This is a genomic window from Pseudomonas sp. USHLN015 (assembly GCF_037153275.1).
In the GTDB taxonomy this organism is placed as follows: domain Bacteria; phylum Pseudomonadota; class Gammaproteobacteria; order Pseudomonadales; family Pseudomonadaceae; genus Metapseudomonas; species Metapseudomonas tohonis.
Window position 1 is genome coordinate 41,716 of the sequence record NZ_JBBCKP010000008.1, and the last position, 23,032, is coordinate 64,747.

Here is a 23,032-nt window from a genome sequence, read left to right on the forward strand (position 1 = left end):
CGTTTTTGGCCTGATTTCAGGGGCTGAAAATTCTTTTCCCAAGGGCTTTATGTAGGGCCGTCGAACAGGGCGCGGGAACACCTTTCTGAATGATTGTGTTTCTCATTAATTATTTAAACTATTGAAAATAAACAATAAAAATATAATTTATGGGTGAAATATCCATTTTTGTCGTTGTTACTGAAATGCACGGAAAGGGTGCGAAATAGAGAAAAATGCACCGAATCTACACACGGATTTATTTGCCAAAATTCAATTGACATTTCACGTAAATATTCCGATTTTAGATTTAAGCGTTCACTTGCTCAGGCAGGCAGAAGGCTTCCCTGAAAGCGCACAGCGCGAACAACTCGAATACAGGTGAAGGCATGGCGACAGTCGTCGAGAAACTGCAGTTGGGAGGGTCCGGCAGGACCGTGATGGTGAAGGACACCATCGACATCGCCGGCTACCCGACCCGCGCTTCCAGTCGTGCTTTGGAAGAAGCCCCCGACGCCACCCGCAACGCCGATGTGATCCAGGCACTGCTCGATGGCGGCTGCCGCATCATCGGCAAGACCAGCCTCCATGAGCTGGCCTTCGGCACCACCGGGATCAATGCCTGGACCGGCACGCCGGACAACCCTCTTTATCCCGGGCGCATTCCCGGTGGCTCCTCCAGTGGCTCCGCCGTGGCGGTGGCCGCCGGGCTATGCGACTTCTCGCTGGGCACCGACACCGGTGGCTCGGTGCGCATCCCCGCCGCCTGCTGCGGCGTGTTCGGCCTCAAGCCCAGCTTCGGCCGCGTGAGCCGTCGGGGCGTGATGCCGGAACGGTCGACACTCGATTGCGTCGGGCCCTTCGCCCGTGACATGGACATGCTGATCGAGGCCATGGGCCTGATCGCCCCCGGTTTCGGCCCGCTGCCCTCTATAGAGGGCGTGCGCATCGGCGTGGTGCCGGTGCAGGCGCTGGACGAAGTGCAGTTCGCCGTCGATGCGGCCCTGGCCGCCGCGGATTTCCCCCTGCAGACGCTGCCCTTGCCGGGCATGCGCGCCGCCTATGACGCCGGCCTCACGGTGATCAACCGCGAGACCTGGAACGCCTGCCAGCACCTGCTGGCCAGCGGCAAGGTCGGCGCCGATATCGCCGGCCGCCTGGAAGCCGCCGGCACCACCACCGACGAGGCGCTGGCGGCAGCCGAGGCCTGCCGCGAGGCCTTCACCGCCGAGGTGGATGCAGCCCTGGCGCAGTGCCCGATCCTCGCCATGCCGACCATGCCCGACTACCCGCTGCCGACCGCCGATGCCGCCGACACCCGCGCGGTGATCGGCATGACCGCCTTCGTACGGCCCTTCAACCTCACCGGCCACCCCGCGCTGAGCATCCCCCTGGTGGGCGCCTCGCAACTGCCGGTGGGCCTGCAACTGATCGCCGCCAAGGGCGCGGACGAGCTGCTTTGCGCAGTCGCCCGCGAGCTGGTCCGGCGCCTGGAGCCCTAACCCATGCCAACCCTGGAGCACACCATGTCTTCGCTAAGCGAGCTGGACTACCAGCGCCCCGTGTCGATCACCGCCAACGACGCGTTCCAGGCGCTGCTCGCCGAGATCCGCGAGCGCGCCCGGAGCGAGGAATTCGACCGGCAGAAATACATCTCCCAGGACATCATCGAGCGCTTCAAGGCGTTGGGCGTGTACCGCGCCCTGGTGCCCAAGCGCTTCGGTGGCGATGAGCGCTCGCCGATGGAGTTCTGCCAGATGATCGAAGACATCTCCATCGCCGACGGCTCCGCCGGCTGGGTGGCGAGCTTCGGCATGAACCCGGTGTACCTGGCCTCGCTGCCGGTGGCGACCCTGGAGAAGGTCTACGCCAACGGCCCGGACGTGGTCTTCGCCGGCGGCATCTTCCCGCCGCAACCGGCCACCTTCGTCGAGGGCGGGCTGGAAGTGAACGGTCGCTGGAAGTTCTCCAGCGGCTGCATGGGCGCCTCGCTGATCGGCGTCGGCATCGCCCCGAAGAACGGCGAGATGCTCGGCCTGCCGCGCCTGGCGGTGATGCCGCGGGACAAGGTGAAGATCGAGGAAACCTGGGACGTGGTGGGCCTGATCGGCACCGGCAGCCACGACGTGGTGATCGACGGCGTGGTGGTGCCCGAGGACTGGACCTTCGTCCGCGGCGGCCCGGCCAACCTCGATGAGCCGATGTTCCGCTACCCGTCGCTGTCCTTCGCCACCCAGGTGCTGTCCGTGGTCGGGCTTGGTGTCGCCCGCGCCGCGCTGGACTACCTCAGCGGCATGGCCAGCGGCCGATTCTCGGTGACCGGCGCCCCGGCGCTCTCCGACCGCCCCCTGGCGCAGATGCAGGTGGCCAAGGCCGAAGCCGAGCTGCGTGCCGCCCGCGCCTGGTTCTACGAGGCGATGGAAAGTGCCTGGGCCAGCATCCTCGCCGGCGACGCGGTGTCGGTGGAGCAGACCAACCTGCTGCGCCTGTCCTCGACCCATGCGACCCGCGTGTCCGCCGAGGTGGCGCGCAGCGCGCAGATGCTGTCCGGCATGAGCGGCGTGTACCGCGAAAACCCGCTGTCGCGTTTCGTCAACGACACCCTGGTGATCACCCAGCACGCCTTCATGGGTGACATGACCTACCAGAACGCCGGCGCGATCTTCTTCGGCAACAAGCCGCTGCCCGGCTACCTGTGAATTCCAACTGACTGATCGGTGATTGTGATGAGCGAGAAAAAAGCCCTGCGTGTGTTGTTCTGCATGGGAATCAACCAGAACTTCTTCGACGCCCCGCGCGAAGAGCAGCTGGAAGTCTGGGCCGCGTTCAGCGCCATGTGGAACGGCATCCACGACCTGCCCGGCGTGACCGTGTTCGGCAACATGGACGACGACCAGAGCATGGTCGGCCCGTCCACCGGCTACCCCTGGACCACCTACCTGCTGGCCGACGTGCCGGACATCGAGACCGTGCACGCCGCCTGCAACCTGTTCCGCACCACCGCCGTGGGCACCGGCCCCTACAAGCTGTGGCGCTACTGCAAGGTCGAGGCCCGCACCGGCCGCGAACTGATCATCCAGCGCGCGTGACCGCCATGCCGACCGAAGCCCTGGAGGCGCGCCTGCGCCAGCTGGAAAGCGAGAACGCCATACGCGCCTGCATGAACCGCTACATGGTGCTGTGCGATGCGCTGGATGCCAGCACCCCGCTCGACGAGCTGGCCGGGTTGTTCACCACGGATGCGGTATGGGAAGGCAAGGGGGCGAAGTACGCCAAGAGCTTCGGCGGCTACCGGGGCCGCGAGGCCATCGCCGCGATGTTCGCCACCTACATGGTCGAGCCCGCGCACTTCGCCCTCAACGTGCATTTCCTCTGCTCGGAACTGATCCGCGTGGAGGGCGGCGTGGCGACCGGCAGCTGGGTGATGTTGCAGACCTCGACCTTCGCCGCCGGCGGCTCGCACCTCAATGCGGCGCGCCTGACGGTGGAGTTCCGCGAGGAGGAGGGCACCTGGCGCATGGCGCACTTCCAGACCGAGAACCTGTTCAGCCGCCCGGTGGATACCTGGAACAGCGCCGCGCACCTGCCGGTGCCGGGCAAGAACCAACAGACGTAGGGTGGGCTTCAGCCCACCACAGAAAGGCCAGACGTGGGCTGAAGCCCACCCTACAAAGATCGCGCCGACCGGAAGCTCCGACTTGCCGGCACGGCGAGAAAAATCAAGTCGGCACCCAGCGCCGACGAGGAGTGATCGTGACCAACCTGATCGAAACCGTGAACCTGGCCGCCACCCCGGCCGACCTGGTACTGCATGACCGCGTGCACACCTCGCTCTACACCGACGGGCGCATCTTCGACGAGGAGCTGGAGAAGGTGTTCTACAGCACCTGGATCTGGGTCGCCCACGCCAGCGAGATCCCCGACAGCGGCAGCTACAAGAGCACCTACATCGGCAAGCAGCCGGTGATCGTGGTGCGTGACCGCAAGAAGGACGTGCACGTGCTGCTCAACCGCTGCCGCCACCGTGGCGCCACCGTCTGCGAGCACAAGAAGGGCAAGGCCAACAGCTTCGTCTGCCCCTACCACGGCTGGAGCTACGGCCTGGACGGCAGCCTGCGCGGCGTGCCGCACCCGGAGAGCTACGCCGACTGCCTGGACAAGGGCGAGCTGCCCCTGGTGAGCCTGCGCGTCGAGCAGTACAACGGCATGATCTTCGCCACCTTCAAGGACGACATCGAGCCGCTGGTGGACTTCCTTGGTCCTGCGAAGAAGTGGATCGACCTGTTCATGAAGCAGGGCGCCGGCTACGGCGTGAAGGTCTCCGGCGAGCACCGCTTCCGCTTCCCCGGCAACTGGAAGATCCAGCTGGAGAACACCACCGACGCCTACCACTTCCCGCTGGTGCACAAGTCGTTCCTGTCCTCGGTGGACGAGCAGACCCTGGAGCTCTTCGACTTCGTGAAGGGCCCGGGCTATGTCGAGGACCTGGGCAACGGCCACAGCGTGATGGTGATGATCCCGGACCTGATCGACCTCGAGGCCGACCTCGACAAACCCATCCCCGAGCGATTCGAGGCCCTGGCCGATGAGCTGCGCGGCGAAGGCATCGACGAGCAGCAGGTGCGCCGCATCGTCCGCGCCGTCGGCGGCTCGGGCTTCAACCTCAACCTGTTCCCCAACGTCGCCTGCTCCATGGCCTTCTTCCGCGTGCTGCAGCCGATCTCGGTGAACGAGACCGAGATCCACCACGCGGTGATCACCATGGACGGCGGCCCGGCCGTGGCCAACCGCTACCGCCTGCGCCTGCACGAGCACTTCCAGGGCCCGATGGGCTTCGGCACCCCGGACGATTCCGAGGCCTGGGAGCGCGTGCAGAAGGGTGCCCAGGCCGGCACCGACCTGTGGATCATGCTCAACCGCGGCCTGCCGGGCGAGAAGCCCAGCGAGGACGGGCGGGTCAGCGACGTGAGTGCCGAGACCGGCATGCGCGCCGCCTACCAGCAGTGGAAAAAGATGATGTCGGCCTAGGGCGGATCGATATCCAACCCGGATGGCACATGCCGGTAGGAGCGAGCTCTGCTCGCGAACACGGACGCCACGAAAGCTTCGCGAGCAGAGCTCGCTCCTACGGAATGGGGAGAACCCCATTCCTGTGAGCGAAACAAGTGACGGCACTGCTGCTCGACGCACTACTTGAGAGACCGAACATGAACCTTGAATTGCTCAACCACGTCAGCGCCTTCATCTGGCAGGAAGCGGACATGCTCGACCACGGCGAATTCGACGCCTGGCTGGACCTCTGGGCCGACAAGGGGACCTACATCATCCCCATCGACCCCAACGAGACCGACTTCGAGAACACCCTCAACTACGCCTACGACGACCATCACATGCGCAAGCTGCGCGTGCAGCGCCTGATCGGTGGCGAATCCATCTCCACCAGCCCGCGCGCCCGCACCGTGCGCGCCCTGTCGCGCTTCCGCGTGCTGGGCGACGAGGACGGCGTGGTCACCGTGCGCTGTGCACAGAACCTGCGGGAGTTCCGCAAGGACGTGCTCAAGCACTACACCGCCGACATCACCTTCGAGCTCCAGCGCGAAGGCGAGGGCTTCCGCATCCAGCGCAAGCTGATTCAACTCATCAACTCCACCGATACCCTTGCCGGTATCGGCTACATCCTGTGAGGGTCTGCCCATGAGCTGCTGCGCGTCGGCGATACGGCGTCATCAATGGCTTCGAGATGCTCATTTACAGCACGTAAATTCCGCTCTCTCAGCCATTGCTTCCTTGTCTCGCTCTAGCTCGCGAGCCCATGAGCAGACCCTTGGGAGCTTGAAATGACCCAGATCGCACTCGTCACCGGCGCCGCCCAGGGCCTGGGTTTCGCCATCGCCGGCCGACTGTTCGCCGCCGGCCATTCGGTGGTGATCACCGACCTGTCGCTGGAACGCGCCCAGGCCGCCGCCGATCGCCTCGACCCGGGTGGCCAGCGCAGCCTGGCGCTGCAGCTCGACGTGGCCAGCAAGGCCGATTTCGAGGCGGCGCTGGGTGCGACCCTTGAGCGCTTCGGCGCGTTGCACGCAGTGGTCAACAACGCCGCGATGACCCTGACGACGCCGGTGATGCAGATCAGCCCCGAGGAGTTCGACCGGGTGCTGAGCCTCAACACCCGCAGCGTGTTCGTCGGCTGCCAGGTGTTCGGCGCGCACATGGCGGCGGCCGGCTACGGGCGCATCGTCAACCTGGCGTCCCTGGCCGGGCAGAACGGCGGCACCGCCACCGGCGCGCATTACGCCGCTTCCAAGGGCGCCATCGTCACCCTGACCAAGGTCTTCGCCAAGGAGCTGGCGGCCAGCGGCGTCACCGTCAACGCCATCGCCCCGGGGCCCATCGAATCCCCGGCGGTGCGCGCGGCGATCCCGCCGGAGCGCATGGAGGGGCTGCTGGCCAATATCCCGGTCAGGCGCCTGGGCGATGCGGATTTCGTCGGCGACCTGGTCGTGCAGCTGACGCGGCCGGAAGCCTACTTCACCACCGGCGCCACCTGGGACGTGAACGGCGGCCTGTACATGCGCTGAGGCGCAACCGAACAACGATGCGACGGCCGCCGAACGGCCGCCTTCTTTCCATGACGTGCAATGCGGGTGAACCCGAGATGACAGAACAACTCCTCAAGGTCGTGGTGCACAAGCGCCAGTTGCAGGGCGACGGCGTCGTCGTCCTCGACCTGCTTCCCGTCGGCGGCACGACGCTTCCTGCCTTCGAAGCCGGGGCCCACGTGGACATCCACGTCGCCCCCGGCCTGGTGCGCCAGTACTCGCTGTGCAGTGATCCGGCCGACTCCAGCCTCTATCGCCTTGGCGTGCTCAAGGACCCGGCCTCGCGCGGGGGCTCCCTGGGCGTGCATGACAGCCTGCTGGAAGGCACCGAGGTGCAGATCAGCACCCCGCGCAACCTGTTCCCGCTGGCCACCGATGCGCGCCGTTCGATCCTCATCGGTGGCGGCATCGGCATCACCCCGATGATCGCCATGGCCCATGCACTGCAGGCTGCCGGCAGCGAGTTCGAACTGCACTACTGTGGCCGTTCGCGCAGCCGCACCGCTTTTCTCGACGAGCTGGCCGCCGCACCCTTCGCCGGGCGCGTGCAGACCCATTTCGACGATGAGCCGGCGCAGAAGCTCGACCTGCCGCGCGTGCTGGGCACGCCCCGGGCCGACGTGCACGTCTACGTATGCGGCCCGGCCGGGTTCATGGACTGGGTGATCGGCGCGGCGCGCGAGGCGGGCTACGCCGAGGCCAACATCCACCGCGAGTACTTCCAGGTCGAGGTCGACGCCAGTGGCGATGCCTTCGAAGTGGTCGCCGCGCGCAGCGGCAAGACGGTGCAGGTGGCCCAGGGGCAGAGCATCCTCGAAGCCCTGGCGACCGTCGGCATCAAGGTGGAGATCTCCTGCGAGCAGGGCGTCTGCGGCACCTGCCTGTGCGACGTGCTGGAAGGCGAACCGGACCACCGCGACGTCTACCTGACCGACGAGGAGAAGGCCGCCAACGACCAGATCCTGGTCTGCTGCTCGCGCGCCAGGACCCCGAAGCTGGTCCTGGACATCTGAATACCGGAGGGTAGAACCATGGTCGACACCACGGGATTTCGTAATGCGATGGCGCTGCTGGGCGGCGCCGTCTCGGTCATCACCACCAATGGCGCCGCCGGGCGCTTCGGCTTCACCGCCTCGGCGGTGTGCAGCGTCACCGACCAGCCGCCGACGCTGCTGGTGTGCATGAACCGCTCCTCGTTCTCCAACGTGCACTTCAAGAGCAACGGCGTGCTCAGCGTCAATGTGCTGAGCGCCGAGCTGAAGGACATCTCGGCGGTATTCGCCAACCGCGAACTGGATTCCGAGCAGCGTTTCGCCGCAGCCAGCTGGAGCACCCTGGAGAGCGGCGCCCCGTTGCTGAACGGCGCGCTGGTGAGCTTCGACTGCCGCATCGCCCAGGCCCATGAAGTGGGCTCGCACACCATCTTCTACTGCGAGGTGCTGGGTATCCGCCACGGCGACAACCGGGAGGGGCTGGTGTACTTCGACCGCGCCTACCACCGCCTCGGCGACGCTTCCAAGGCGGCCTGCTGACACGGGCCGGAGACCGGGGGCGAGCAACGTCCCGGTATTGAAGGTTTCGGTACTCGTTACCGGAAACTTTGCGAGTTATTCCCGCGCAAAGTCTGCTGTATGAAACACATAACAATAAAGGAGGGTGCCCGTTACTTCTGTTCGGGTAACAGGGTCTGTTTCGCCTTTTTGCAGTAAGTGGTCATAAAAACAACACTGCGGATTAACTGCCTGCGTTTGCTGATTTGCCAATTAATCTGCTCCCACTCTAGTGCCTTGCACATGTATTAAAGGAACATCCCATGTTTCAGAAAAGCTGGCTGGCCCGCGGCGTTGCTGCCGCGAGCCTGATGGGTGCGCTCGCGCCGATTACCGCCCAGGCGGACTTCATCGATGATCGGCAAGTGAGCCTCGGCTTGCGCAACTTCTATATCGACCGTGATTACAAGCAGAGCGATGCACCGAAGTCGCGTATCGGCAGCTGGACCCAGGGTTTCGACTTCCGCGCCATCTCCGGTTATACCGAAGGCCCCATTCAGTTCGGCCTCGATCTGTCCGCGCAATATGCCTATCGCCTGGATGGCGGCGGTGGCCGTGGCCCGGACAGCATCATCCCCTACGACGACAGCAAGGGTGAGCAGGTGCGCGACTATGGCCGCGCCGCGCTGACCGCCAAGGTCAGGTACTCCAAGACCGAGCTGAAGATCGGCGAGCACCGGCCGATGCTGCCGGTGGCCTTCATGGACGACTCGCGGCAACTGGTCACCACCTACCACGGCTTCCTGGTCGAGTCCCGCGAGATCGACAAGCTCACCCTCACCGGCGGGCGCTTCACCGAGATCAGCGGCCGCGAGTCGTCCGACCGGGAGAAGATGTACCTGTTCAATGGCCCGGACATCAAACGCCGCAGCGACGGCCTCAACTTCGGCGGCGCCACCTACGCCTTCAGCCCCTCGCTCTCGGCCACCTACTTCTACGGCCAGCTGGAGGACATCTACGAGCAGCACTACGGCGGGCTGACCCATAACGCCGACCTGGGGGACGGCTTCGGCCTGAAGACCGACCTGCGCTACTTCGACAACAAGGAGGACGGCAAGGCGCTCTACGGCGAGATCGACAACCGTTCCTACGGGGCCATGACCACCCTGCGCAAGGGCGCCCACGCCATCGGCGTCGGCTACCAGCGCATGCTCGGCGACAGCACCTTCCCCACGCTCAATGGCTATGCGCCGCAGCCGTACCTGGTGAACTGGTCCACCGTCGCCTTCGTCAAGCCCAACGAGAGCTCCTGGCAGCTGCGCTACGACCTGGACTTCGCCGGCTACGGCGTGCCCGGCCTCAAGCTGATGACCCGCTACATGCGCGGCACCGGCATCGACCGGGGCAACAACGCGCTGGACGAGAACGTCGAGAGCGAACGCAACATCTTCCTCAGCTACGTGGTGCAGAGCGGCCCGCTCAAGGGTGTCGGCTTCGAGTGGCGCAACATCGACGTCAAGACCCGCTACGGCAACGGCGCGGCCTCGGGGGCGGACTACAAGGAGAACCGCCTGATCACCACCTACACCTTCAAGTTCTGAGGAGCGGGGCATGAAGGACCGGCCCGGCGTCGTCGCTTCCTGCAAAGGCCGGAAGCGCGCGCCCGGGCCGGACCCAACCCGTAGGGGCGAATTCATTCGCCAAGGGATGCGCAGCGGCCCCGACACAGCATGGGTTTCGCTCCGCTCTACCCATCCTACGAACGGTCCATCCTATGTGCTGCGGGCGGCCCCGACAGGCACGGATTGCGAGCCCGCATGAGGGCGCTTCGCGAGCAGAGCTCGCTCCTACGGATCGTGCGGGTAGTGAGCCCGCGTCCTGTACCAACCCCTTTGTTTTCACCTCGGCCCGGCCACTCCTTTGCGGGCCTTTTTTATTGCGATGCGCCTGCGTGCTCAGGCGTCCTGCGTCACCAGTTGCTCGATCAGCGCCAGGCAGTCCGCCAAGGCCGGGGAGCTGTCGCCGACGCGGCGGCTGATGATGATCGGCGAGGTGGCGTTGCCTTCCAGCAGGCGGGTGTAGCCGATGTCGTCGCGGTGCTGCAGCTGCACCGAGGCGGGCACCAGGGTGATGCCGATGCCGGCGGCGACGAGGCCGATGGCGGTCTGCAGTTCGTTGGTCCACTGCGCCACGCGGATCTGCAAGCCGTGGGTGGCGAACAGCGCGAGCACATGGTCGGCGTAGCTCGGCCGCGGGTTGCCCGGGTAGAGCACGAAGGGCTCGCGAGCGAGGGCCTCGAGACTCGCCGGGGCGGCCAGCAACGGGTGGCCGGCGGGGAGGGCGGCGACCAGCGGGTCCAGGGTCAGCACCTGCTGCTGGATGGCCGGGTCCTCGATGTGGATGCGGCCGAAGCCGATGTCGATGCGCCCGGCCTTGAGCGCTTCCACCTGCTGCAGCGTGGTCATCTCGTTGAGGCCCAGCTCCAGCTCGGCGTCGCTGCGCAGGCGGCGGATCAGCTCCGGCAGCACGCCGTAGAGGGTCGAGGGGGCGAAGCCGATGCCCAGCCAGGTCTTCTCGCCCTGGCCGATGCGCCGGGTGTTGTCGCAGACCTTGGCCAGTTGCTCCAGCAGGGCGCTGGAGTGCTCATGGAAGAAGCGCCCGGCCTCGGTCAGGCGCAACGGGCGGCCGCGCTCGAGCAGGGTGACGCCGAGTTCTTCCTCGAGCTGCTGGATCTGCCGGCTCAAGGGTGGCTGGGCGATATGCAGGCGCTCGGCGGCACGGGTGAAGTTGAGGGTTTCGGCGAGTGCCTGGAAGTAGCGCAGATGGCGAAGCTCCATGGGATCTCCGTGGTGCTGGTTCTATACCTGGCGAGTATGGTGCCAGACAAACTCAATATTGGAACCGGTTCAATCGCGGATTTAGGCTCCGGTTCATTGAAAACAGAACCTGATGGGTATTGAAATGATTTCTACCGCGATCGAGTCCCTCGAAGCGATCATCGTCGACCTGCCGACCATCCGCCCGCACAAGCTGGCGATGCACACCATGCAGAACCAGACCCTGGTGATCCTGCGCATCCGCTGCGCCGACGGCATCGAAGGCATCGGCGAAGGCACCACCATCGGCGGCCTGGCCTATGGCTACGAAAGCCCCGAGAGCATCAAGACCAACCTCGACCGCTACTTCGCGCCGCTGCTGGTCGGCCAGGACGCCAGCAACGTCAATGCCGCGATGCAGCGTATCGACCGCACCATCACCGGCAACACCTTCGCCCGCTCGGCAGTGGAGACCGCGCTGCTGGACGCCCAGGGCAAGCGCCTGGGCCTGCCGGTGAGCGAGCTGCTCGGCGGCCGCGTGCGCGACAGCCTGGAAGTGGCCTGGACCCTGGCCAGCGGCGACACCGCCCGCGACATCGCCGAGGGTGAACACATGCTGGAGGTGCGTCGCCATCGCATCTTCAAGCTGAAGATCGGCGCCAACGAGGTGAACCAGGACCTGCGCCACGTCATCGCCATCAAGAAGGCCTTGGGCGACCGCGCCAGCGTGCGCGTGGACGTCAACCAGTACTGGGACGAGGCCGTGGCCCTGCGCGCCTGCCAGGTGCTCGGCGACAACGGCATCGACCTGATCGAGCAGCCCATCTCGCGCAACAACCGCGCCGGCCAGGCCCGCCTCGCGCTGCGCAGCCCGGCACCGATCATGGCGGACGAATCCATCGAGTGCGTCGAGGACGCCTTCAACCTGGCCCGTGAAGGCGCGGCCCCGGTGTTCGCCCTGAAGATCGCCAAGAACGGCGGCCCGCGCGCCGTGTTGCGCACCGCCGCGATCGCCGAGGCGGCCGGGATCGGCCTCTACGGCGGCACCATGCTCGAAGGCAGCGTCGGCACCCTGGCCTCCGCCCACGCCTTCATCACCCTGGCCGAGCTGGCCTGGGACACCGAGCTGTTCGGCCCGCTGCTGCTGACCGAGGAGATCGTCACCGAGCCACCGCGCTACGAGGACTTCCAGCTGCACGTACCGCGCCTGCCCGGCCTCGGCCTGACCCTGGACGAGGAGCGCCTGGCGCGCTTCCGTCGCACCTGATACCGCCTGAAGGAGACACACGCATGCTGTTCCACGTGAAGATGACCGTGAAGCTGCCGCTCGACATGGACCCGGACAAGGCCGCGAAGCTCAAGGCCGACGAGAAGGAACTGGCCCAGCGCCTGCAGCGCGAGGGCAAGTGGCGCCACCTGTGGCGCATCGCCGGGCACTACGCCAACTACAGCGTGTTCGACCTGGCCAGCGTCGAGGAGCTGCATGACACCCTGATGCAGTTGCCGCTGTTCCCCTACATGGAGATCGAGGTCGACGGGCTCTGCCGCCACCCTTCGTCGATCCACCAGGACGATCGCTGATCGCCGCATCGCCCAGCCAAGCCCGGCCAATAACTACAAGATGAGGTTCCAACCATGACTGTCAAACTCTCCCAGACCGAAAGCGTCCAGCAGTTCTTCAAGCAAGCCTCCGGCTTCGACAACGACCAGGGCAGCCCGCGCATGAAGGCGCTGGTGAACCGCATCCTCCTCGACACCGTGAAGATCATCGAGGACCTGGACGTGACCACCGAGGAGTTCTGGAAGGCGGTTGACTACCTCAACCGCCTGGGCAGCCGCCAGGAAGCCGGCCTGCTGGTGGCCGGCCTCGGCGTCGAGCATTACCTCGACCTGCTGCTGGATGCCCAGGACGAAGCCGCCGGCTACAGCGGCGGCACCCCGCGCACCATCGAAGGCCCGCTCTACGTGGCCGGTGCGCCGCTGTCCGAGGGCGAGGCACGCATGGACGATGGCACCGACCCGGGCACCGTGCTGTTCCTCCAGGGCCAGGTGCTGGACGCCGACGGCCAGCCCATCGCCGGCGCCACCGTCGACCTGTGGCACGCCAATACCAATGGCACCTATTCCTACTTCGACAGCACCCAGTCCGAGTTCAACCTGCGCCGCCGCATCATCACCGACAGCGAAGGCCGCTACCGCGCCCGCAGCATCGTGCCCTCCGGCTACGGCTGCCCGCCGGACGGCCCGACCCAGGAGCTGCTCGACAGCCTGGGCCGCCACGGCAACCGCCCGGCGCACATCCACTTCTTCATCTCCGCCCCCGGCCATCGCCACCTGACCACCCAGATCAACCTCTCGGGCGACCAGTACCTGTGGGACGACTTCGCCTACGCCACCCGCGAAGGCCTGGTGGCCGAGGTGCGCTTCATCGAGGACGCCGCCGCAGCCGACGCCCGCGGCATCGAAGGGCGCTTCGCCGAGATCGACTTCGACTTCCAGCTGCAGGCCGCCGCCAAGCCGGATGAAGAAGCGCGCCGCGATCGCGTCCGCGCCCTGGAAGGCTGAGGCTCCCGGTTGCGGCGGGGATTCACCCGATTTTCCCCGCTGTTTTAAACCACGCCGGTGGTCATGCCGGCGTGGTTTTTTTGTGCCCCGGCTCAGGCCGCTAAAGGGACTCCTCATTCTCGCGAACGCGGGAACCCACGGAACGATGGCGCTCCTTCATCCACGCGGCGATGTCGAGCCACACGCCGTTGCCCACCCCGTGGGAGCGAATTCATTCGCGATGGAATATCCGGCCATTGGCAGCCAGGTGCCAGCGGTGGGCCTTTCGCGGCTGAAGCCGCTCCCACGGTGAGCCGCAGCATCGTGCCTTTTCCGATCAACGACGCGGTGTCGAATCCAGGGTGTGCAATCGGTTGCACATTCCGAATCCTCCTTGCGCATCCCGCGCAGCCGGTGGCGGGTGGGCCCCCTAGGATCGAGGCTCTTGAACGAGGAGCTTGACCCATGAATATCAGCGTTATCGGCGGTGGACACGGTTGCTACGCAGCAGCCATCGAACTGGCGGAGAAGGGCCATCGCGTATGCCTGTGGCGGCGTGACGGAGTGGCGCTCAAGGAACTGGCGGCGATCGGCAGCCTCACCGTGAAGGACTACCGGGGCACCCGCCAGGTGGCGGTGGGCGGCGAGGGCGCCAACCTCGGCCTGACCGACGACCTGGCCGAAGCCGTGGCCTTCGCCGAGCTGCTGGTGGTCCCGCTGCCGTCCACCACCCATGAGAGCCTGGCACCGGAAATGGCCCCGTTGCTGCGCGACGGCCAGGTGGTGTTCCTGCCGCCCGGCACCTTCGGCAGCTACCTGTTCGCCAAGGCCATGCACGAGGCCGGTAACCGCGCCGAAGTGGCCTTCGCCGAGACCGGCACCTTGCCCTACCTCGCCCGCAAGCATGGCGCGGCGGACGTGGTGATCAGCGGCTACGCCACGCGCCTGCCCACCGGGGTGTTCCCCAGCCGCCTGGCCGAGCCGGCCTTCGCCCTGCTGCGCCAGGCCTACCCGAGCGTCGAGCCGATCGAGGATGGCCTCGCCGGCGCGCTGATGAATGCCGGGCCGATCATCCACCCGCCGCTGATCCTGATGAACGCCGCCCCGCTGGAGCACTTCGAGACCTGGGACATCCACAACGAAGGCACCCAGCCGGCCATCCGCCGCGTGACCACCGCGCTGGATGCCGAGCGCATGGCGTTGCGTGAGGCCCTCGGCTACCCGGCGCCACATTTCCCCCTGGCCGACCACTACAACACCACCGAGGGCGATGAGTGGATGTACGGCCGTGGCGCCCACGGCAAGCTCACCGACAGTGGCGACTGGCGCGAGGACATCGACCTGCAGCGCCACCGCTACATGCTCGAAGACACCCGCCTGGGCCTGTCCTTTCTGGTCTCGGTCGGCCGCTGGGCCGGCGTGCCGATGCCCGTCGCCCAGGGCCTGCTGAGCATCGCCTCGGCGGTGGCCGGCTTCGACCTCTATGCCGAGGGCCGCACCCTGGAACGCCTGGGCCTGGCCGGCCTCAGCCGCGCGGAGATGGCCGAGCTGCTGCGCGAGGGCATCCACTGATGGCCGCGCGCATCGCCGTGGTCGGCGCCGGGCGCATGGGCGAAGGCATCGCCCTGGCCTTCATGCATGCCGGGCTGCCGGTGACCCTCATCGACATCAAGGCCCGCGAGCCCGAGCAGCAGCGGCTGTACTTCGCCAAGGTGCGCGCCGGCCTGGCCAATGAACTGCAGACCCTGGTGCGCCTCGGCGTGCTCGAGCCCGGGCAGGCGGACGAGGCGCTGGGCCGCGTGCGCCTGTGCGATCGCGACCAGGCGCGGGGCGACCTGGCGTGCGCGGAGCTGGTGTTCGAGGCGGTGCCCGAGGTGCTGGAGGTCAAGCGCGAGTGCTTCGCCTGGCTGAGCGGGCAGTGCGGCGCGGACTGCATCATCGCTTCGACCACCTCCACATTCCTGGTCACCGAGCTGGCCGGGCTGGTCAGCCACCCCGGGCGCTTCGTCAACGCCCACTGGCTCAACCCCGCCTACCTGATCCCGCTGGTGGAGGTGAGCCGCAGTGCAGCCACCGACGGCGCTGTGGTCGAGCGCCTGCTGGCGTTGCTGCGGCGGGTGGGCAAGGTGCCGGTGCTCTGCGCCCCGGCGGCGGGCTACATCGTGCCGCGCATCCAGGCCCTGGCGATGAACGAGGCCGCGCGCATGGTGGAAGAGGGCGTGGCCAGCGCCGAGGACATCGACACGGCGATCCGCGTCGGCTTCGGCCTGCGCTTCTCGGTGCTGGGCCTGCTGGAGTTCATCGACTGGGGCGGCGGCGACATCCTCTACTACGCCTCGCGCTACCTGGCCGGCGCCATCGACCCGCGCTTCGCATCGCCCCAGGTGATCGCCGACAACATGCACGAGGGACGCAACGGCCTGCGCGAGGGGCAGGGTTTCTACGACTACGCGGGCGTGGACGTGGAGGCCTACAAGCTGCGGCGCCTCGGCGAGTTCACCCGCAAGCTCGACCTGATGGGGCTCGCCCCGCGTTTCAACGGGGCGCTGCAGGAGGCGTGAGCGCGCCTCGTGGCCCCGGTTCCAAGGCGGCGGGCACGGGCCCGCCGGCGTACTTCCATGAACCACGGACCACGAGGCACCCATGCGATTGTTCGAACTGATCACCTTCACCCTGCGCGTGCGCACCACGGCCGATGCCCTGGCGCGCCTGGAAGAGACCCTGGCCGTCGGCAGCCCCGGCTGCACCCTGATGGGCTGCTGGGCCTCGGAGATCGGCCCGCTGAACCAGGTCATCGTGCTGCGCGGCTTCGCCGACGAGCAGGCCCGCCAGGCCGAGCGCGAGCGCTACCTGCTGGCGCGGGATGCCTTCGGCATCGAAGGCTTCATGACCGACATGAAGGTGGAGAACTACACGCTGTTTCCCTTCCTCGAACCCCTGGCGCCGGGCGCACACGGGCCGTTCTACGAGCTGCGGGTGTACGACCTGATTCCCTCCGGCCTGGCGCCGACCCTGGAGGGCTGGAGGAAGGCGGTCGGCCCGCGTACCGGTGCGGGCTATTCCCAGGTCTATGCGGCCTTCTACGCCACCGACGGGCGCACCCCGCGCTACCTGCACATCTGGCCCTACGCGAGCCTCGAGCAGCGCCTCGACGTGCGCACCCGCGCCGTTGCCGATGGCGTCTGGCCGCCGGAAAACTCCGGCCCGCAGCTGCGCGACATGCACTCCACCGCATGCCTGCCGGCGCGCTTCTCGCCGTTGCGGTGAGGGTGTCTGGCGGTGCTGCGCACCGCTCGGCGAATGAATTCGCCCCTACAGCGTGCAGCAAGAGCTTCGCGAGCAGAGCTCGCTCCTACGGGCTTTCTTTGTGGGAGCGGCTTCAGCCGCGAAAGACCTGCAGCAGGTACAGGGCTGTGGGTGGGCGGATGCTCCATCGCGAATGAATTCGCACCCACAGGGGTGTGCCGGGGTGTCGGGTTGCTCAGGGCATGTAGGGGCGACTTCAGTCGCCAAGCAGGCCGCAGGGCTGCCATTGCTCGGTGCTTCTGGGCGGCACCGCCTGGTGGATGGGAAGAGCGCCATCCACCCTACAAAAACCAGCGAGGGAGCCGGTGGATTTCTTCAGGCAAAAAAAGCCCCGCGACAGGGGCACCGTCGCGGGGCGAGAGGTCGGCCGGGGGGCGGCCGAGCCAGGAGGAGAGGTTCAGGCCTGGGGTTGCCAGCCGCCGCCGAGGGCCTTGTAGATGGCGACGATGCCGCTGTAGAGCTCCACTTCGGCCTGGGCCTGGGCGTCTTCGGCAGCCAGGCGCTCGCGTTCGGCGTCCAGCAGCACGAGGAAGTCCACGGTGCCTTCGCGGTAGCGCACGGCGGCCTGCTGGGCGGCGGCGCGGGTGGCTTCCGACTGGCGGACCAGGGAGATCAGCCGTTGCTGGCGCTTGGCGTAGTCGCTGAAGGCGTTCTCGGACTCTTCCAGGGCCAGCAGCACCTGCTGCTCGTAACCGGCCAGGGCGCCGTCGGCTTCGGCTTCGGCGCCGCGCAGGCGGGCCCGCACGCTACCGAGGTCGAAGGCGGCCCAGCTGATGGTCGGCGCCACGCCCCAGGCACGGGCGGCGGAGGAGCCGATCTGCGAGCCGCGCCCGGCGGTGAAGCCGAGGAAGCCGGAGAGGCTGACGCGGGGGAACAGGTCCGCGGTGGCCACGCCGACATTGGCGGTGGCGGCGGCCAGCTGGCGCTCGGCGGCGGCGACGTCGGGGCGGCGACGCAGCAGCTCGGCGGGGTCGCCGATGGGCAGTTCCTTGGCGATCACCGGCAGCGGCTTGGGCGCCAGGTCCACGGTCAGCTGTTCCGGGCGCTGGCCGAGCAGGGTGGCGATGCGGTTGCGCGAGCGCACTTCGAGGGCCTGCAGTTGCGGCAGGGTGGCCTCGGTGGCGGCCAGGCGGCCGTCGGCGCGCAGCACGTCGAGCTCGTTGCCGACGCCGGCGTCACGCAACTGCTCGGTCAGGCCACGGGATTCCTGCTGGTTCTTCAGGTTCTCGCGGGCGATGCGTTCACGCAACTGGGCGCCGCGCAGGTTGCCGTAGGCGTCCACCAGCTCGGCGATCAGGCTGACCTGCAGCTGTTGCAGCTCGGCCTGGGCGACGCCGATCTCGGCATCGCTGGCTTCGATCTGGCGCTGGATGCGGCCGAACAGGTCCAGCTCCCAGGCCATGTCCAGGCCCAGGTCGTAGCGCTCGGCGTTGACCCGTTGCTCGGTCTGGCCGGGCTGCTGGCCCTTGCCGACTTCGGCGCTGGCGCGGCTGGTGATGGTCGGCAGCTGGTCGTTGCCGACGTCGTCGCGGATGGCGCGGGCGGCCCGCAGGCGGGCGAAGGCCACGCGCAGCTCGCGGTTCTGTTCGAGGGACTGCTGCACCAGCTGGTTCAGGGTCGGGTCGTCGAACTGTTGCCACCAGAGGGTTTCGAAGCGGGCGCGGTCGTAGTGGCCGGCGTCCGCGGCAGCGAGCCGCGCGGGCTCGCTGTCGGGGGCCTTGTAGTCCGGGCCCACGGCGCAGGCGCTCAAGGCGAGGGCCAGCAGGGCAGGGGCGAAAGCCTTGTTGATCATGCGTGCAGTTCCTTGAGTTTCTGGGCCTTGGCCGCCTTGCGGGCTTCGCCTTTCTCGACGAAGCCGCGGATCAGCACATAGAACACGGGGGTCAGCAGCAGGCCGAAGAAGGTCACGCCGATCATCCCGCTGAACACCGCTACACCCATGGCGTGGCGCATCTCGGCGCCGGCACCGGAGGACAGCACCAGGGGCACCACGCCCATGATGAAGGCGATGGAGGTCATCAGGATCGGGCGCAGACGCAGGCGGCAGGCTTCCAGTACCGCGGCCAGGCGGTCGAGGCCTTCTTCCTGTTTCTCCTTGGCGAACTCGACGATGAGGATGGCGTTCTTGCACGCCAGGCCCACTAGTACGATCAGGCCGATCTGGGTGAAGATGTTGTTGTCGCTACCGGCGAGGATCACCCCGACGATGGCGGAGAACAGCACGGTCGGCACGATCAGGATCACCGCCAGCGGCAGGCTCCAGCTTTCGTACTGGGCGGCCAGCACCAGGAAGGCCAGCAGTACGCAGAGCGGGAAGATGAAGATCGCGGTGTTGCCGGCGAGGATCTGCTGGTAGGTCAGGTCCGTCCATTCGTAGGTCATGCCGTTGGGCAGCTCGTCCTGCAGCAGCTTGGCGATCGCCGCCTCGGCCTGGCCGGAGCTGTAGCCGGGGGCCGCAGCGCCGTTGATCTCGGCGGTGATGAAGCCGTTGTAGTGCATCACGCGGTCGGGACCGGAGGCGTTGTCGACCTTGACGAAGGTGGACAGCGGGATCATCTCGCCACGGTTGTTGCGCACCTTCAACTGGCCGATCTGCTCGGGTTCGAGGCGGAACGGCTGGTCGGCCTGGACGTTGACCTGGTAGGTGCGGCCGAAGCGGTTGAAGTCGTTCGCATACAGCGAGCCGAGGTAGACCTGCATGGTGTCGAAGATGTCGCTGATGGCGACGCCATGGGTCTTGGCCTTCTCGCGGTCGATGTTGGCATCCACCTGCGGGACGTTGACCTGGTAGCTGGTGAACACCGACATGGGGTTCAGCTCGGGGAGCTGGCGCGCCTTGTTGATGATGTTCTGGGTCTGCTTGTACAGCTCCTCGTAGCCCAGGTTGCCGCGATCCTCCACCTGCAGGCGGAAGCCGCCGATGGTGCCGAGGCCTTGTACGGGCGGCGGCGGGAAGATGGCGATGTAGGCGTCCTGGATGCCGGCGAACTCCTTGTTCAGCTCGGCGGCGATGGCCCCGGCGGACATGGACGGGTCACGGCGCTCATCGAAGGGCTTGAGCGGGGTGAACACGATGCCGCTGTTGGGGCTGTTGGTGAAGCCGTTGATCGACAGGCCGGGGAAGGCCACGGTGTTTTCCACGCCCGGGTGCTTGGAGGCGATCTCGGACATGCGCTTGATCACGGCCTCGGTGCGGTCCAGGGTGGCGGCGTCGGGCAGTTGGGCGAAGGCCACCAGGTACTGCTTGTCCTGCTGCGGCACGAAGCCGGCCGGGGTGCTGGAGAAGCCCATGTAGCCGAGTACCAGGATGCCGCCGTAGATCAGCAGGGCCACCGAGCTGCCGCGCAGCACGCGGCGCACGGTGCCGACGTAGCCATTGCCGGCACGCTCGAAGACGCGGTTGAACGGGCCGAACAGCCAGCCACCGAAGAGCTTGTCGAGGATGCGCGAGAAGCGGTCCTTGGGCGCGTGGTGGTCCTTCAGCAGTACGGCGGCCAGCGCCGGGGACAGGGTCAGCGAGTTGAAGGCCGAGATCACGGTGGAGATGGCGATGGTCAGGGCGAACTGCTGGTAGAACTGCCCGGTGAGGCCGGAGATGAAGGCGGTGGGCACGAACACGGCGCACAGCACCAGGGCGGTGGCGACGATGGGGCCGGTCACTTCCTTCATGGCCTGGCGGGTGGCGTCAACCGGCGACTTGCCGAGGCCGATGTTCCGCTCGACGTTCTCTACGACGACGATGGCGTCGTCCACCACGATGCCGATGGCCAGTACCAGGCCGAACAGCGACAGGGCGTTGAGGGAGAAGCCGAACAGGTGCATCACCGCGAAGGTGCCGATCAGCGAGACCGGTACGGCCACCAGCGGGATGATCGAGGCGCGCCAGGTCTGCAGGAACAGGATCACCACCAGCACGACGAGCACGATGGCTTCGAGCAGGGTGTGCACCACCGCTTCGATGGAGCCGCGCACGAAGATGGTCGGGTCATAGACGATTTCGTAGTCCATGCCCTGGGGGAAGCTCTTCTTCAGCTCGGCCATGCGGCTGCGCACGGAGTCGGAGATCTCGATGGCGTTGGAGCCGGGGCGCTGGAACACCGGGATGGCCACGGCCGGCTGGTTGTTCAGCAGCGAGCGCAGGGCGTACTGGCTGGAGCCCAGCTCGATGCGCGCCACGTCCCGCAGGCGGGTGATCTCGCCGTCGTCGCCGGCACGGATGATGATGTTCTCGAACTCTTCCTCGGTGACCAGGCGGCCCTGGGTGTTGATCGAGAGCTGGAAGCTGTTGCCGGCATCGGACGGCGGCGCACCGAGGGCGCCGGCGGCGACCTGGCGGTTCTGCTCGCGGATGGCGTTGACCACGTCGGTGGCGGTGAGGTTGCGCGAGGCCACCTTGTTCGGGTCCAGCCAGACGCGCAGGGAGTAGTTGCCCATGCCGAACAGCTGCACGTCGCCCACGCCGTCCAGGCGCGCCAGCTCGTCCTTCACGTTGAGCGCGGCGTAGTTGGACAGGTAGAGCATGTCGTAGCGGTTATCGGGCGAGGTCAGGTGCACCACCATGGTCAGGTCCGGGGAGGCCTTGTCCACGGTCACGCCGAGCCGCTGCACCTCGGTGGGCAGGGTGGGCATGGTGCGGGTGACGCGGTTCTGCACCTGCACCTGGGCGTTGTCCAGGTCGGTGCCCAGGGCGAAGGTGATGGTCAGGGTCAGCTTGCCGTCGTTGGTGGACTGGGAGGACATGTAGAGCATGCCCTCGACGCCGACGATGGCCTGCTCCAGGGGGGATGCCACGGTCTCGCCGATCACCTTGGGGTTGGCGCCGGGGAAGTTGGCGCGTACCACCACCGTGGGCGGAACCACTTCGGGGTATTCGCTGATGGGCAGCTGGAACAGCGAGATGGCGCCGCCGATCAGGATCAGCAGCGACAGCACGGCGGCGAAGATCGGCCGCAGGATGAAGAACTGGGAAAAATTCATGTCGTGCTACCTCAACCGCGCGGAGCGACGGCAGGTTTGGCGTTCTGTTCGGCGACGCGGGGCGCGTCGCGGCTTTCCACGCTCTGGCGCAGGCGGGCCAGCTCGGCGAGGGTGCTCTCGTCGGCCATGGGCACGGACTGCGGATCGACGGTGGCGCCGGGCATGGTGTGCTGCAGGCCGTTGACCACGATCTTCTCGCCCTTGGCCAGGCCGTTGCGGATGATTCGCAGGCCCTGGACCTTCGGGCCGAGCTCGATGGAGCGGTAGGCGACCGTGTTGTTCTCGCCCAGCACCAGCACGAACTTCTTGCCCAGGTCGGTGCCGATGGCGTCGTCCTTGATCAGCGCGGCGGGGTAGGTCTCGCTGCCCACCAGCTTGATGCGCGCATAGAGGCCGGGGGTGAAGCGGCCGTCCTTGTTGTCGAACACGGCGCGGCCACGGATGGTGCCGGTGCGCGGGTTGACCTGGTTGTCGAGGAAGTCCAGCTGGCCCAGATGCGGGTTGCCGGTCTCGCTGGTCAGACCCAGGTAGACGGGGCTGGCGCCACGGGCGTCGCCGCCGGCCTGGCGGGCCAGTTCGACGTACTTGAGGAAGACGCGCTCGTCGGCATCGAAGTAGGCGTAGACCTTGTCGGTGGACACCACCGAGGTGAGCAGCGACTGGCCGGCGTTGACCAGGTTGCCTTCGGTGATCTCGGCGCGGCTGACGCGGCCGTCGATGGGCGAGGTGATGCGGGTGAAGCTGAGGTTGAGCTTGGCGTTGTCCAGCTCGGCCTGGGTGGCGGCGACGGCGGCCTGGGCTTCCAGGGCGGCGCTGCTGCGGGCGTCGGCCAGCTCGGCGGAGATGGCGTTGCTCTGGCGCAGGCGGTCACCGCGACGGGCTTCGTTCAGCGCGCGGGTCTGGCTGGCGCGGGCCTGTTGCAGCTGGGCTTCGAGGCGTTTCACCTCGGCCTGGAAGGGGCGCGGGTCGATCTGGAAGAGCAGGTCGCCCTTCTTCACCAGGCTGCCTTCGCGGAAGGACACGCTGTCGATGTAGCCGGAGACGCGCGGGCGGATCTCGACGGATTCCGGTGCCTCCAGGCGGCCGGTGAATTCGTCCCATTCGTTGATCGGCTGTTGCAGCACTTCGGCCACGCTGACCTTGGCGGCAGCGGGTGCAAGCGTGGCTTCGGGGGCTTTACCGCACGCCACCAGCACCAGCAGGGATGCGAGGGTGAGGCCGGTTCGCCAGGTGGATTTCGTGGACTGTTCCATGTGTAGCTCCGCCAATTGGATTTGTAGATGGGCGGAGTCTGCTGGCTGGCTCGTTCGTGCACGAATCG

20 protein-coding genes are annotated in these 23,032 nt (G+C 66.9%); 16 read left to right on the plus strand and 4 right to left on the minus strand.

Annotated elements, in window-relative coordinates; genetic code table 11:
• Nucleotides 1-368 precede the first annotated feature (368 nt).
• From WFQ67_RS17045 to WFQ67_RS17090, 10 genes are all read left to right on the plus strand, one after another.
• Nucleotides 369-1,481, plus strand: a complete 1,113-nt coding sequence (locus WFQ67_RS17045; RefSeq protein WP_337057642.1) for an amidase — start codon at nucleotides 369-371, stop codon at nucleotides 1,479-1,481.
• 24 nt (nucleotides 1,482-1,505) lie between these two features.
• Nucleotides 1,506-2,678, plus strand: a complete 1,173-nt coding sequence (locus tag WFQ67_RS17050) for an acyl-CoA dehydrogenase family protein (RefSeq protein WP_337057644.1) — start codon at nucleotides 1,506-1,508, stop codon at nucleotides 2,676-2,678.
• A gap of 27 nt (nucleotides 2,679-2,705) precedes the next feature.
• Nucleotides 2,706-3,068 (plus strand): hypothetical protein, encoded by a 363-nt coding sequence (locus tag WFQ67_RS17055; protein WP_021217328.1) that lies wholly within the window; start codon nucleotides 2,706-2,708, stop codon nucleotides 3,066-3,068.
• A gap of 5 nt (nucleotides 3,069-3,073) precedes the next feature.
• Complete coding sequence (locus tag WFQ67_RS17060; RefSeq protein WP_271103042.1) at nucleotides 3,074-3,595, plus strand: nuclear transport factor 2 family protein; 522 nt, start codon at nucleotides 3,074-3,076, stop codon at nucleotides 3,593-3,595.
• Nucleotides 3,596-3,732: 137 nt separating this feature from the next.
• Nucleotides 3,733-5,007, plus strand: coding sequence for an aromatic ring-hydroxylating oxygenase subunit alpha (locus WFQ67_RS17065; RefSeq protein ID WP_173178069.1), 1,275 nt, complete (start codon nucleotides 3,733-3,735; stop codon nucleotides 5,005-5,007).
• A 179-nt stretch (nucleotides 5,008-5,186) separates the two neighbouring features.
• Nucleotides 5,187-5,663: an aromatic-ring-hydroxylating dioxygenase subunit beta gene (locus WFQ67_RS17070; protein ID WP_173178070.1), complete on the plus strand. Its 477-nt coding sequence runs from the start codon at nucleotides 5,187-5,189 to the stop codon at nucleotides 5,661-5,663.
• Between the two features lie 153 nt (nucleotides 5,664-5,816).
• A complete protein-coding gene (locus WFQ67_RS17075; protein ID WP_337057649.1) occupies nucleotides 5,817-6,557 on the plus strand; it encodes an SDR family NAD(P)-dependent oxidoreductase in 741 nt (246 codons plus the stop codon).
• A 77-nt stretch (nucleotides 6,558-6,634) separates the two neighbouring features.
• The gene (locus WFQ67_RS17080) at nucleotides 6,635-7,591 is read left to right on the plus strand and encodes a PDR/VanB family oxidoreductase (protein WP_213630149.1); all 957 of its coding nucleotides are present in this window, start codon (nucleotides 6,635-6,637) and stop codon (nucleotides 7,589-7,591) included.
• Nucleotides 7,592-7,609: 18 nt separating this feature from the next.
• Nucleotides 7,610-8,110: a flavin reductase gene (locus tag WFQ67_RS17085; RefSeq protein WP_337057651.1), complete on the plus strand. Its 501-nt coding sequence runs from the start codon at nucleotides 7,610-7,612 to the stop codon at nucleotides 8,108-8,110.
• A 281-nt stretch (nucleotides 8,111-8,391) separates the two neighbouring features.
• A complete protein-coding gene (locus WFQ67_RS17090) occupies nucleotides 8,392-9,669 on the plus strand; it encodes an OprD family porin (protein WP_213630151.1) in 1,278 nt (425 codons plus the stop codon).
• A gap of 354 nt (nucleotides 9,670-10,023) precedes the next feature.
• On the opposite strand, the gene WFQ67_RS17095 is transcribed toward WFQ67_RS17090, so the two are convergent.
• Nucleotides 10,024-10,905, minus strand: coding sequence for a LysR family transcriptional regulator (locus WFQ67_RS17095; protein ID WP_173178074.1), 882 nt, complete (start codon nucleotides 10,903-10,905; stop codon nucleotides 10,024-10,026).
• Between the two features lie 124 nt (nucleotides 10,906-11,029).
• Between WFQ67_RS17095 and WFQ67_RS17100 the strand changes: the two genes are divergently transcribed.
• From WFQ67_RS17100 to WFQ67_RS17125, 6 genes are all read left to right on the plus strand, one after another.
• A complete protein-coding gene (locus WFQ67_RS17100; protein WP_337057652.1) occupies nucleotides 11,030-12,151 on the plus strand; it encodes a muconate cycloisomerase family protein in 1,122 nt (373 codons plus the stop codon).
• A 23-nt stretch (nucleotides 12,152-12,174) separates the two neighbouring features.
• Nucleotides 12,175-12,465, plus strand: a complete 291-nt coding sequence (gene catC, locus WFQ67_RS17105) for a muconolactone Delta-isomerase (RefSeq protein ID WP_021217318.1) — start codon at nucleotides 12,175-12,177, stop codon at nucleotides 12,463-12,465.
• Nucleotides 12,466-12,519: 54 nt separating this feature from the next.
• A complete protein-coding gene (gene catA / locus WFQ67_RS17110) occupies nucleotides 12,520-13,449 on the plus strand; it encodes a catechol 1,2-dioxygenase (protein ID WP_285961744.1) in 930 nt (309 codons plus the stop codon).
• A gap of 444 nt (nucleotides 13,450-13,893) precedes the next feature.
• Entirely contained in the window at nucleotides 13,894-15,000 is a 1,107-nt protein-coding gene (locus WFQ67_RS17115) for an NAD/NADP-dependent octopine/nopaline dehydrogenase family protein (RefSeq protein WP_213630154.1), read from the plus strand.
• Entirely contained in the window at nucleotides 15,000-15,989 is a 990-nt protein-coding gene (locus tag WFQ67_RS17120; protein ID WP_442969601.1) for a 3-hydroxybutyryl-CoA dehydrogenase, read from the plus strand. Before WFQ67_RS17115 ends, WFQ67_RS17120 begins: the two co-directional genes overlap by 1 nt.
• An 82-nt stretch (nucleotides 15,990-16,071) precedes the next feature.
• Nucleotides 16,072-16,695: an NIPSNAP family protein gene (locus WFQ67_RS17125; RefSeq protein WP_271103035.1), complete on the plus strand. Its 624-nt coding sequence runs from the start codon at nucleotides 16,072-16,074 to the stop codon at nucleotides 16,693-16,695.
• Nucleotides 16,696-17,131: 436 nt separating this feature from the next.
• Here WFQ67_RS17125 and WFQ67_RS17130 read toward each other — a convergent pair whose 3' ends face one another.
• Genes WFQ67_RS17130 through mexE form a run of 3 tightly spaced genes read right to left on the minus strand, consistent with a single transcriptional unit; the run spans nucleotide 17,132 to nucleotide 22,964 of the window.
• Nucleotides 17,132-18,526, minus strand: coding sequence for an efflux transporter outer membrane subunit (locus WFQ67_RS17130; protein ID WP_213630157.1), 1,395 nt, complete (start codon nucleotides 18,524-18,526; stop codon nucleotides 17,132-17,134).
• Nucleotides 18,523-21,711, minus strand: coding sequence for an efflux RND transporter permease subunit (locus WFQ67_RS17135; RefSeq protein WP_213630158.1), 3,189 nt, complete (start codon nucleotides 21,709-21,711; stop codon nucleotides 18,523-18,525). Before WFQ67_RS17135 ends, WFQ67_RS17130 begins: the two co-directional genes overlap by 4 nt.
• An 11-nt stretch (nucleotides 21,712-21,722) precedes the next feature.
• Entirely contained in the window at nucleotides 21,723-22,964 is a 1,242-nt protein-coding gene (gene mexE / locus WFQ67_RS17140; protein ID WP_173178082.1) for a multidrug efflux RND transporter periplasmic adaptor subunit MexE, read from the minus strand.
• Between the last annotated feature and the right edge of the window lie 68 nt (nucleotides 22,965-23,032).

What these genes read in the sequence shown, in the direction of transcription:
- WFQ67_RS17135 (WP_213630158.1), bottom strand. Translation starts at nt 21,711, where the DNA reads ATGAATTTTTCCCAGTTCTTCATCCTGCGGCCGATCTTCGCCGCCGTG.
- WFQ67_RS17060 (WP_271103042.1), top strand. Translation starts at nt 3,074, where the DNA reads ATGCCGACCGAAGCCCTGGAGGCGCGCCTGCGCCAGCTGGAAAGCGAG.
- WFQ67_RS17130 (WP_213630157.1), bottom strand. Translation starts at nt 18,526, where the DNA reads ATGATCAACAAGGCTTTCGCCCCTGCCCTGCTGGCCCTCGCCTTGAGC.
- mexE (WP_173178082.1), bottom strand. Translation starts at nt 22,964, where the DNA reads ATGGAACAGTCCACGAAATCCACCTGGCGAACCGGCCTCACCCTCGCA.
- WFQ67_RS17055 (WP_021217328.1), top strand. Translation starts at nt 2,706, where the DNA reads ATGAGCGAGAAAAAAGCCCTGCGTGTGTTGTTCTGCATGGGAATCAAC.
- WFQ67_RS17045 (WP_337057642.1), top strand. Translation starts at nt 369, where the DNA reads ATGGCGACAGTCGTCGAGAAACTGCAGTTGGGAGGGTCCGGCAGGACC.
- WFQ67_RS17120 (WP_442969601.1), top strand. Translation starts at nt 15,000, where the DNA reads ATGGCCGCGCGCATCGCCGTGGTCGGCGCCGGGCGCATGGGCGAAGGC.
- WFQ67_RS17095 (WP_173178074.1), bottom strand. Translation starts at nt 10,905, where the DNA reads ATGGAGCTTCGCCATCTGCGCTACTTCCAGGCACTCGCCGAAACCCTC.
- WFQ67_RS17075 (WP_337057649.1), top strand. Translation starts at nt 5,817, where the DNA reads ATGACCCAGATCGCACTCGTCACCGGCGCCGCCCAGGGCCTGGGTTTC.
- WFQ67_RS17080 (WP_213630149.1), top strand. Translation starts at nt 6,635, where the DNA reads ATGACAGAACAACTCCTCAAGGTCGTGGTGCACAAGCGCCAGTTGCAG.
- WFQ67_RS17100 (WP_337057652.1), top strand. Translation starts at nt 11,030, where the DNA reads ATGATTTCTACCGCGATCGAGTCCCTCGAAGCGATCATCGTCGACCTG.
- WFQ67_RS17085 (WP_337057651.1), top strand. Translation starts at nt 7,610, where the DNA reads ATGGTCGACACCACGGGATTTCGTAATGCGATGGCGCTGCTGGGCGGC.
- catA (WP_285961744.1), top strand. Translation starts at nt 12,520, where the DNA reads ATGACTGTCAAACTCTCCCAGACCGAAAGCGTCCAGCAGTTCTTCAAG.
- WFQ67_RS17090 (WP_213630151.1), top strand. Translation starts at nt 8,392, where the DNA reads ATGTTTCAGAAAAGCTGGCTGGCCCGCGGCGTTGCTGCCGCGAGCCTG.
- WFQ67_RS17050 (WP_337057644.1), top strand. Translation starts at nt 1,506, where the DNA reads ATGTCTTCGCTAAGCGAGCTGGACTACCAGCGCCCCGTGTCGATCACC.
- WFQ67_RS17115 (WP_213630154.1), top strand. Translation starts at nt 13,894, where the DNA reads ATGAATATCAGCGTTATCGGCGGTGGACACGGTTGCTACGCAGCAGCC.
- WFQ67_RS17070 (WP_173178070.1), top strand. Translation starts at nt 5,187, where the DNA reads ATGAACCTTGAATTGCTCAACCACGTCAGCGCCTTCATCTGGCAGGAA.
- WFQ67_RS17125 (WP_271103035.1), top strand. Translation starts at nt 16,072, where the DNA reads ATGCGATTGTTCGAACTGATCACCTTCACCCTGCGCGTGCGCACCACG.
- catC (WP_021217318.1), top strand. Translation starts at nt 12,175, where the DNA reads ATGCTGTTCCACGTGAAGATGACCGTGAAGCTGCCGCTCGACATGGAC.